The organism is Nonlabens tegetincola (genome assembly GCF_002954355.1).
Lineage (GTDB): Bacteria > Bacteroidota > Bacteroidia > Flavobacteriales > Flavobacteriaceae > Nonlabens > Nonlabens tegetincola.
This window is the reverse complement of sequence record NZ_MQVV01000007.1, coordinates 1-10,569: the sequence shown is the minus strand read 5'-3', so window position 1 is coordinate 10,569 and position 10,569 is coordinate 1. Positions and strand designations below refer to the sequence as shown.

Annotated in this window: 11 protein-coding genes; 2 read left to right on the top strand and 9 right to left on the bottom strand. The window is 35.9% G+C overall.

The window, feature by feature from the left end; all coding sequences use genetic code 11:
- Window positions 1-148: 148 nt before the first annotated feature.
- The 9 genes from BST93_RS00400 to BST93_RS00360 form a co-directional block, all read right to left on the bottom strand.
- Window positions 149-1,429: a fibronectin type III domain-containing protein gene (locus tag BST93_RS00400; RefSeq protein ID WP_105017677.1), complete on the bottom strand. Its 1,281-nt coding sequence runs from the start codon at window positions 1,427-1,429 to the stop codon at window positions 149-151.
- Window positions 1,430-1,588: 159 nt separating this feature from the next.
- Window positions 1,589-2,395 (bottom strand): enoyl-ACP reductase FabI, encoded by an 807-nt coding sequence (locus tag BST93_RS00395; protein WP_042280378.1) that lies wholly within the window; start codon window positions 2,393-2,395, stop codon window positions 1,589-1,591.
- A gap of 28 nt (window positions 2,396-2,423) precedes the next feature.
- Window positions 2,424-4,103 (bottom strand): DNA repair protein RecN, encoded by a 1,680-nt coding sequence (gene recN, locus BST93_RS00390; protein ID WP_105017676.1) that lies wholly within the window; start codon window positions 4,101-4,103, stop codon window positions 2,424-2,426.
- Window positions 4,104-4,187: 84 nt separating this feature from the next.
- Window positions 4,188-5,087: a type IX secretion system protein PorD gene (porD, locus tag BST93_RS00385; protein WP_105017675.1), complete on the bottom strand. Its 900-nt coding sequence runs from the start codon at window positions 5,085-5,087 to the stop codon at window positions 4,188-4,190.
- On the bottom strand, window positions 5,062-6,270 hold the full coding sequence (coaBC, locus tag BST93_RS00380; protein ID WP_105017674.1) for a bifunctional phosphopantothenoylcysteine decarboxylase/phosphopantothenate--cysteine ligase CoaBC: 1,209 nt from the start codon (window positions 6,268-6,270) through the stop codon (window positions 5,062-5,064). Before coaBC ends, porD begins: the two co-directional genes overlap by 26 nt.
- 7 nt (window positions 6,271-6,277) lie before the next feature.
- Window positions 6,278-6,598 (bottom strand): DNA-directed RNA polymerase subunit omega, encoded by a 321-nt coding sequence (locus BST93_RS00375; RefSeq protein WP_042280383.1) that lies wholly within the window; start codon window positions 6,596-6,598, stop codon window positions 6,278-6,280.
- Window position 6,599: 1 nt separating this feature from the next.
- Window positions 6,600-7,403 carry an outer membrane protein assembly factor BamD gene (locus BST93_RS00370; RefSeq protein ID WP_105017673.1) on the bottom strand — a complete coding sequence of 268 codons (804 nt, stop codon included), beginning with the start codon at window positions 7,401-7,403 and terminating at the stop codon, window positions 6,600-6,602.
- An 81-nt stretch (window positions 7,404-7,484) separates the two neighbouring features.
- On the bottom strand, window positions 7,485-8,360 hold the full coding sequence (dapA, locus tag BST93_RS00365; protein ID WP_105017672.1) for a 4-hydroxy-tetrahydrodipicolinate synthase: 876 nt from the start codon (window positions 8,358-8,360) through the stop codon (window positions 7,485-7,487).
- Window position 8,361: 1 nt separating this feature from the next.
- Window positions 8,362-8,874 carry a DUF6913 domain-containing protein gene (locus tag BST93_RS00360; protein WP_373420722.1) on the bottom strand — a complete coding sequence of 171 codons (513 nt, stop codon included), beginning with the start codon at window positions 8,872-8,874 and terminating at the stop codon, window positions 8,362-8,364.
- Window positions 8,875-8,911: 37 nt separating this feature from the next.
- On the opposite strand from BST93_RS00360, the gene BST93_RS00355 reads away from it, so the two are divergent.
- Both BST93_RS00355 and BST93_RS00350 read left to right on the top strand, forming a co-directional pair.
- The gene (locus tag BST93_RS00355; protein WP_181072503.1) at window positions 8,912-9,715 is read left to right on the top strand and encodes a 5'-nucleotidase C-terminal domain-containing protein; all 804 of its coding nucleotides are present in this window, start codon (window positions 8,912-8,914) and stop codon (window positions 9,713-9,715) included.
- Between the two features lie 2 nt (window positions 9,716-9,717).
- On the top strand, window positions 9,718-10,569 hold an 852-nt coding region (locus BST93_RS00350), incomplete at its 3' end, for a bifunctional metallophosphatase/5'-nucleotidase (protein ID WP_105017669.1).

Genomic DNA, 10,569 nt, shown 5'->3' with positions numbered 1-10,569 from the left:
TCCTCCTGATGCTGTTAAAGTACCTGGAGCCAAACCCAAACAAAATTCGCCGAAGAACTAGCTTCCCAACAATTTTCATTGGTAAATGCATCTCCAGCTGATGGAAATGTATTTGTTGTAGGCGTAAAACCTGTTTCGAAATCAACAGTTAAAGGAGAAGAAAACGGCAACATAATGTAGTAAAAGACACTAATTCCCAACTACTGAAATCAGGTAAATTAGGATCACAAATACCACGTACATAAACTTCATACACAGTTGCATCAGTCAATCCTGACAGTGAGGTTGACGGTGTGGCAGGATTAGGAGAAACGGTTGTTCCTTGCCCTGTACCTGGATTAGTTATAACTCCGGCCACAGCCCATTCAACTTCCCATTCCGTCTCTACTCCACCGGCAGTCCATGAAATATCAGCACTTGTAGTTTGTATATTACTAGTTGTAAGGCCTGTTACTACAGGACAAGATATCGCTGTTGTAGCCACATAAGGTCCAGACCAACTACTTAAATCTCCATTTCCACAATCAATTTGAACCCAAAATTCATATTCTGTATCTGACATTAATCCACTAACAATCGCAAGTGGTGCAGTAAATTGCTGTTCTTGTTGACCTTGACCGGTACCAGGAGTTGTAATAGTTCCTGTTGGAGCATAATTAACATTAAATGTAGGATTACTATTACCCCTTGCGTCCCAAGTAAATTGTATTTCAAACGCACTTTCAGTAATAGGTGCAAAAGCTCCAGGAGCAGGACAAGATTCCGTCGTAGTACCTTGTATAGGTCCTTGACTGTTACTTATATCAGTTCCAGGTGTACAAACTGCTCTTACATAAAAATCGTAAGTTGTTTCTGAAGTTAATCCAGGAACCGTGAAAGGATTTGAAGTTGCAGAAACTACAGTACCTCCAGATCCTACAGTATATGGACTCACTCCGAATTCTATTTCCCATTCTGACTCTGAACCTCCATTTGTCCAGCCTAATTCTATCGAATCGGCAGCTGCATTGTTAACCACAAGTGCAGTTACTACGGGACAAGTTGGACAACTCGCAGGAGCCGCATATAACGCCGTTCCTCCAGGATTGTTAAATCCAGCATCATAAAGAACAATACCTTCAGAATCTAATAATCTAAACGTACCGTCTCCTGGAAAACTTGTAGGACGATAGTCCACGTTTACCGCGTCTCCTGTATTTACAGTAATGTTATACGTTTCGGTTACTGGAGTCCCAGCATTACCGGTTTGGATTTGGAATGTGGTTGTTACACCTGCAACGGTGACATCCACACCCGTGTTAGCCGTAAGATTCGCCCCAGAAACCCAATCATTACCTAGATTATCGGTAAGTTCTAGAACATAATCACACTGGCTGTAGCCGACTATACTAAATAGAAAAGCTACTAGAACAAGTAATTTTGTTTTCATGTTAAGTTTGATTTTAATTTGTCTGCACAAGATACTATTTAACTTTCACTTAACAATTATCTAACATGTTATCTTTTTTAACTTTTTATTAAAAACCTCCTCAATATTCAAAAAAAAAGCCTCGCTACTGCGAGGCTCCTATAATTAGGTATTGTTTTGTTAAAATTTCTCAATCACTTCTTGGCTTACACCAGTATTTGAGAAGCCACCATCGTGAAATAAATTTTGCATGGTTACTTTTTTAGTATAATCAGAAAATAAAGTCACTGTATATTCGGCACAATCTTGAGCAGTAGCGTTACCCAAAGGGCTCATTTTTTCAGCATAGCTCAAGAATCCTTCAAAACCTTTAACTCCACTACCAGCTGTAGTTGGTGTAGGTGATTGTGAAATCGTGTTTACTCTAACCTTCTTTTCTTTACCAAAGAAATATCCAAAACTTCTAGCAATTGACTCTAAATATGCTTTATTATCTGCCATATCGTTATAATCTGGGAATGTACGTTGAGCAGCCATATAGGTAAGTGCAACAATACTACCCCATTCATTCATTGCATCATTTTTATGCAATGTTTGTAATACTTTATGAAATGATAAGGCACTTACATCCCATCCCTTTTCCGTGTAATTGTAGTTCTGATCTGTATAATGATTTCCTTTTCTTACATTTACACTCATACCTATAGAGTGAAGAACAAAATCTAATTTACCTCCTAAAATCTCAACCGACTCAGTTATCAATTTCTCTAAATCTTCTAAATTTGTTGCATCAGCTGGGATAATCTGACTTCCTGTTTGTTCTGCCAATTTATTTATTTGCCCCATACGCATCGCGACAGGAGCATTAGTCAAAACAAAAGTCGCTCCTTCTTCATGAGCTAATTGAGCTGTTTTCCAAGCTATCGAATTTTCATCTAACGCACCGAAGATTATTCCGCGCTTTCCTTTAAGTAAGTTGTAAGACATAATTTTTGATTAGGTGGCAAATATAAGATTATTGCAAAAGTACTCTTGCATTTTCTCGTGCTGCATCAGAAATTTTTCCACCGCTTAACATTTGTGCAATTTCTTCAATTCTAGCAGAAGCATCTAATTTGCTTATATTACTAATAGTTTTTTCGTTATCAATTTTTTTCTCAACCAATAAGTGTTCGTGACCTCTTGCTGCAATTTGTGGTAAATGAGTTATAGCTATAACCTGCATAGACTTGCTCATCACCTGCATAATAGATGCCATTTTTTCGGCAATTGCACCACTCACCCCAGTATCAATCTCATCAAATATTATAGTTGGTAATTTTTTATTCACTGCCAGTTGTGATTTAATAGCAAGCATTACTCTAGATAACTCTCCACCGCTAGCTGCTTTTTCAATAGGCTTCAAGGTTGATCCCATATTTGCAGTAAATAATAAGCCTACTACATCTTTACCTAAGTTGTGGAAGCTATCAGATGATTCAACTTTACAGTTTAATTGCGCATGTGGCATCCCTAAAGATTGTATTTGACTATCCAACTTCTTCTCCAAAGAATCTTTATACATGATTCTCATTCCCATTAATTCGCTAGATAGCTCCGTGCATTGATCGTGCTTTTCGCTTAATAGTTTATTGAGTTCTGTTTTTCTCTTATCTAAACTCGATGTTTCTAACACTTTAGCGGCGAGCTCATCTCTAATCACTATAAGCTCAGAAATTGAATCAGTTTGGTGTTTTTTAAATAGATTTTGAATAGTGTTGAGAGTTTCATCAATCTCGGCAAGCCTTGAAGGGTCTGCCTCTATATTATCAAATTCTCTTTCTAAAGTTTCAACAATATCCTCAAGCTCCACTAACGTTGAACTAAGTCTTTGATCAATTTCACTATATAAAGACGAGAATCTTTTGATCCCAGAAATGGCTGCAATAGAAGATCGTAATTGTTCCACGACACCATGATCATCTTCATTAACGATCTTAAACGCCATTCCCAACCCTTCTTTTATTGACTCAACATTACCCAGTTGCTCTTGCTCTTCTTCAAGTAACTCTAGGTCAATACTTTCTAAATTAAAGTCTTCTAACTCACCAAGTAAAAAGATATTATAATCATTTTCTTTGATCAAGTTGTGCTCCTTTTCTTCGAGAGTTTTTAATTCCCGTTTCAAAGATTTAAATTCTGTAAATGACCTTTGATAATCACTCAACACCTTTAAAAATGATCGCTTTTTATTTTTAGTTTCAAATGCAACATGAGCATCTAACACCTCTCTTTGAAAGGAATCTCTAATTAAATCACGAGTATCATGTTGAGAGTGTATATCAATCAAGTATCCACCTAGTTGCTGTAGTACAGATAAGGTAACAGGCAAATCGTTAACAAAAGCACGACTCTTGCCTGACGGCAGTATTATTCTTCTTAAAATAGTATGATTTTCATGATCGAGATCAAGATCCTCAAAAACTTTTTTTAAATCTAATGATGATAAATTAAAATGAGCTTCAACGACACATTTTGAATCAGAATCACGCACCACACTTAAGTCAGCGCGTTGACCTAGTATAAGACCAAGTGCACCTAGAACTATTGATTTTCCCGCACCCGTCTCTCCAGTAATAGTTGTAAGGCCAGTTGACACATCCAAATCTAGATGTTCAATCAAGGCAAAATTCTGTATATGTATAGAGGTAAGCAACTTACTTTAAACGATTTAATAATTCCAGTTAGACAAATAACATAAAGAACTAAATTAATCTAAAGTAATGGCATAGAAAAATGTTTACACACGAATTGTACGCCATTTAGACGATTGGTTGGGCGCTAGTTTCTGTAGCAACGTTTTTAAATCTCTAATGTTTACCGCAGGACCGTCAGAATAGATTCTAGATATCTCATCGGCTTTTGCATCAAAGAAAGTACGTTGTAATAAACTATTAGGTCTGCGCTTATTCAACTCCTCAAATTGCACTAAAATTGTTTTTAGTTTCTCCTTTGTCTTTTTAGGGTCTTCTGCAAACTTATCCATACCTAATAAATGATATTCATACATCACTTTACGATATTCTACATAAGTATCAGATAATAAATCATCATTGAGACGGTACCTTGAAATAAGTCCATCATTTGGTCTCCAACCACGAACCGAAGTATCTGACTGAGAAAGATTCACAATTTGTTGTGCTTCTCTGTGATAAGATTCCCCACCTTTAAATTCAAATGTATCTGCATCTATTCCTATTACAGTAAGAGCATAAAAAGAGACTAATGACAATAGGTTATTTTCATATTGGTTTTTGTTGTAAAAGAAAGGAGCATATTCTACATATTCAAACCTCACATCATTGTCTTTATAATTAAAAATAGGTGTGCTATAGGTACTATTAAAAACTGGACGAGATGCCGACACTTGAAAATTACCCTCAAACCTATCATTGTCATATACGTTGACAACAAATACAAGAGACATAGTGATTTTTTCTTCATCCTCATATTCGTTATCCGTCCATTTAGTATTATTTAAAAACTCCTGCATAGAAGTTTCTAATGTTTTAAATATGGATAAATCTGGTTGAGCTACTCCTTGAGCATTAACTTGTACAGTAGCATTAAGCTCTTGGGCGTGGCCATATAAAAAGCTTAATAACAAAAACAGACTACTTAATCCTTTTAACAATCTCATTAACTATATCTTTTGCAACCTCAACTTTACTTTTTAGTTCGAATGGAATGACTTCCTTTTCCTTAGCAATCAAGGTAATTTTATTGGTGTCTTTTTTAAAACCTGCACCTTTATCTCTCATAGAGTTTAAAACCAATAAATCAGTATTCTTTTTTTCCGCTTTCGCGAAAGCGTGATTCAACTCATCATTAGTCTCTAGAGCAAACCCCACAAGAAACGGTTTGTTTTTTAACGCTCCTACACTTGCTAAAATATCGGGATTTTTGATCAATTCTATATGTAACGTGTCTTCCTTCTTTTTTATTTTGTTTGAAGCGACATCTTTAGGCCTGTAATCTGCAACAGCAGCACTAAAGATAGCAATATCCATTTTTGATACTATCTTGTGCACTGCATCGTACATATCTCTAGCACTAGTCACATCAATTCGCTGAATTAAGGAATGCTCTACGATGACCGAACTTGGCCCCATGATCAAATGTACCTGTGCACCCATTTCTGCAACCTGTACAGCAAGGGCCGCACCCATTTTTCCTGAACTGTGATTTCCAATAAAGCGCACTGGATCGATAGCCTCGTGAGTAGGGCCAGCCGTTATTAGAACTTTTTTATCGTGCAGAGGTAATTTTGACAAGATATCGTTTTCAACGAAAGTGATAATTTCTTCAGGTTCGGCCATACGTCCTTTTCCTGACAAACCACTTGCTAGTTCTCCTTCACCTGCTGGAATCATAAGGTTACCATAAGATTCCAACTTTTCAAAATTATGGAGCGTTGATGGGTGCTTATACATATCAAGGTCCATGGCTGGAGCAAAGTAAACAGGGCATTTTGCGCTACAATATACCGCAAGCAATAAATTATCAATTGTACCGCTCACCATTTTACTCAAGGTATTGGCTGTAGCTGGTGCAATAATGATTAAATCGGCCCAAAGACCTAATTCCACATGATTATTCCATGTATCATTTTCATCATCTTCATTGGTAAAGTGAGAATGAACTGGGTTCTTTGAAAGTGTAGATAAAGTAAGCGGTGTAACAAAATCTCGCGCAGCAGGAGTCATCACCACTTTAACGACAGCGCCTGCTTTAATAAGCAGGCGCGTCAAAAATGTTGTTTTATAAGCAGCAATACCACCAGTTACACCCAGTAATACTTTTTTACCACTTAGTATAGACATATCTTAATTAAGATTTGCTAGTATCTCTATGATAGATTTTACCATCTAACCATTCTTTTACAGCAATAGCTGTAGGCTTTGGCAAACGCTCATAAAATTTAGATACTTCAATTTGCTCCTTATTTTCAAAAACTTCTTCTAGTGAGTCATTGTAGGTAGCAAATTCTTCTAGCTTTTCAATAAGCTCTTCCTTGATATCTCCTTTAATCTGCTCAGCTCTTTTAGCGATAATTGAAATCGCTTCATACATATTACCAGTAGGTGAAGTAAGGGCATCACGATTGTAGGTAATAGTTGTAGTTGCTGCGTCTAAATTTTTAGTATCCATATTAATTACTCAAATTCTCTGATTCAAATTTTTCTATTTCGGCCATGATCTCCTGTGCATCTTCTTTATATTCACTATTAGGAAATCTGCGTGCAAAGTTATTATAATATTTTTTAGCAAGCGCTAATCGTTCTGGAATTAAATTTTCAAAACTATTAACAGCATAAATATACTGAGATTCAAAAAGATAATAATGTGCATCATCTAGGTAATTTGATCCTGGATGATCGATTATAAAATTCTCAAAACCTGCAATGGCTGCTTTAATATAAATTCCGCCTCTGTGATGATATTGTTTAGCAATTTCATAGGCCTTGCGATCTAATTTCTCTCTTAATTCAGCTACAAGAACATTAGCTTCTTCATTATACTTCCCTTCTGGGTAAGCATTTATATAATCTTGCAGTTTAACAAGTGCCGTATTAGTTTCAGATTGATCTTTAGAATATACAGGAGACATGTGATAGTAACTCTTGGCTCCTAAAAAAATCGCTTCCTCCACATTGTTATCTAAAGGGTGAGAAGTTACAAATCGCTCAAATTGATAAGCACTGCTTAAATACCTTCTATCTCCATAAAGCGCCTTGGCATACTTAATAGCCATAGGAGCAGCACTGTCAGTACCTCTATATAAGGGAATGATCTGTTCAAAAAGATCGATACTCTTACTATATTTCTCCTTCTTCATTAATGTATCAATCATACTCACCTTGACATTAGGATCATCTGATTTTAATGCCTTTTGATAAGGACCACAAGACACAAGAACTAAAAAGATAAAAAATATTAAAACAATTTGTTTCATACTACGGTATTGATAGGCTGCAAAAGTAATGTATTCACAACACTCCTTATAATTTTAATTGTGAACGACAGTTAATACGTTTTAGTACGCATTCATGAAATCAATTATACTAGTTCTCAATTTTTGTGAAACTGGCACTAGTGGTAATCTTAAATGTTCTTCACATAAATCGAGATGGGCTAGCATTGCCTTAATACCACCAGGATTTCCTTCGGCAAAGATTAAATCGATACTAGCTTCAAGTTTATGATGCAATTTATATGAATCAACTGCATTACCTTTTAAAGCTAGTCTAATCATTTCGCTAAAATCGCTAGGCAATCCTTGACCGATTACAGATATCACTCCAGCACCACCCGCAAGAGTCATTGCGTTGGCGATCATATCATCTCCAGATATCACGAGAAAATCATCTGGTGTATGTTTTATCATTTTCATGGCAGCTACAAGATCTCCTGCTGCTTCCTTTATCGCTACAATATTTGTATAATCATTTGCCAATCGAACTACGGTATCAACAGCCATATTACTCGCTGTTCTTCCAGGAACATTATATAAAATAATAGGCTTATCAGTAGCTTGTGCGACTGCTGCAAAGTGTTGATAGATACCTTCTTGAGTAGGTTTGTTGTAAGCAGGTGAGACACTAAGTACAGCATCAAAAGATGAAAGGTCAGTTTGTTTTAATTCATCTACTACAACAGCTGTATTACTACCACCTATACCTATTACAAGAGGCAATCGTCCTGCATTGGTTTCAACCACGGTTTTTACAACATCCTGTTTTTCCTGTTTAGAAAGGGTAACGCTTTCTCCAGTCGTTCCTAAGACAACTAGATATTCTATACCATTATCAATTTGGTAATTCACTACGGACTGTAAAGCACTGTGATCCACATCATCGTTTGCTTTAAAAGGAGTTACAAGTGCTACTCCTGTTCCTTTAAGTTGTTGCATATTATCGGGTTAAAATTTTTATATACTTTGCTATTTCTTTTACAAATACGTCTTTGTCGTTTGATGACACATTAATTGACAAATCATAAAGCTCTTCTCGTGCATCATTGATGGCTACTTTAAGAGCTGCCTGTGCCTTTATCGTCACAAATGTAGCTAGTTCATCCGGATCTTTTATGAGTAATATTTGTAAATCGTGTTTTTTTTCAAGCGCCTCGACTAGTTGCTCATCAACAACGGTTGCATTCCATTTAATAGACTTTTCATCAAACGGAATACCATCCATTTCATGTAATTTCTTTTTATCAGTTACTTGATTTAAAACTGTCAAGTTTTTATCGTCAATTTTAAGTTGTTCACACCACCTTAAAATATCATCATAGGCAATTTGACTAGCGCTAGAGGTTATGACTAACAATGATTTAGGTACCACAGGAACACTATTCCTGTTTTGCGATTTCAATTTTCTTATCGCTTTCCTCAGCGATCTACGCTTTATTCCTTTAAAAAACATTTACTTTTACTGTGGAAACAAAAATAGAATATTTCACATGGCTTTTTGCTACAACTTTCCTCTTAAAACAGATAGGAAATTAGGTGTTTATCTCGCTTTCGCGAAAGCGCTTTTCTTAATCACACTATTAACTAGTTGCAATTCAAACACAAACGTTCATTTAGATACCGTTGACTATAAACGAATAGAAATAAACGACTCACTAGCTCAAGAAGATAGTATCGCGCAATTTATTGCCCCTTATGGCGCAAAAATAAATCAAGAAATGAATAGAGTGCTTTGCTATAATCCTAAAAGCATGCACAAAAATGATACTCCACTGAACACAGCGCTTGGAAATATGCTATGTGAAATCATTGTGGAACAAGTTAATCCTGTTGTTAAAAGTAGGTTAGATACCAACATTGATGTTGTTTTACTAAATCACGGAGGAATAAGAGCTCCCTTACCAGCTGGTGAGGTAACAACCAAAAGAGCCTATGAAATAATGCCTTTTGAAAATGAGGTTGTGGTAGCACAGCTTAATAAAGCTCAAATGGAGCAACTTATCAAATATATAGTAGATAGAGAAAGAGCTCATCCTTTCTCCGGCATGAAAATTTCTTTAAATGCTGATAGTAGCCTGAATAATGTATCTATTAACGATCAACCTTTAACTGAAAAGATCTATTATGTTGCTACCAGTGATTACTTGTATAACGGCGGTGATAGCATGAACTTTTTTAACAATACAACGGTAACAAAAACTGATTATAAAATAAGAAATGCCATGATTGACTATTTCAAAAAGGTGGATACTCTTAAGTTTGAATCCGACAATAGATTTACTAAAGCAAATTAATCATGAAAAGAAGTACATTTCTTAAAAGTTCAACCGCTGCGGTAGCTGGAATGGGTTTATTTGCCAATTTTTCTACTGCAACCAGTTTATATAAAGTAAGTAGTATAACTGAGAAAAGCAAAAAGATCACCATTTTACATACTAATGATACTCACAGCCACATTGAACCTATTGTAGGAGGACGCAATGATGGTCGTGGTGGTGTTGCTCGTAGAGCAGCTTTAGTCAATCAAATTAGAAAGGAGAATCCTAATACTCTTTTGTTGGATTGTGGTGATATTTTTCAAGGAACCCCATACTTCAATTTCTATGGTGGAGAGCTAGAAATTAAACTCATGAGTATGATGGGTTATGATGCGGCAACAATTGGTAATCATGATTTTGATAATGGAATAGATGGGTTGTACAAGCAGCTTCCACATGCCAATTTTGACTTTGTAATATCCAATTATGATTTCAAGAATACCATATTGGATGGTCATACATTAGAAAACAAGATAGTGACACTAGACGGCATCAAAATAGGAATGTTCGGATTAGGAATCGAACTAGACGGATTAGTAAATAAGACCAACTATAAAGAAACCAAATACCTAGATCCTATAGATATCGCTACAGATCAGGCACGCATACTCAAAGAGGAAAAAGGATGCGATCTAGTTATTTGCATGTCGCATTTGGGATATTCCTATAAATCAGATACTGTAAGTGATGTAAGCCTAGCAGCAGCGACGTCAAATATTGATGTAATAATTGGTGGTCACACTCATACTTTTCTAGAAAAACCAGAATTGATTCTTAATAAAGAAGGAAAAAACGTGGTTGTTAATCAAGTAGGCTGCTATGGAATGTAT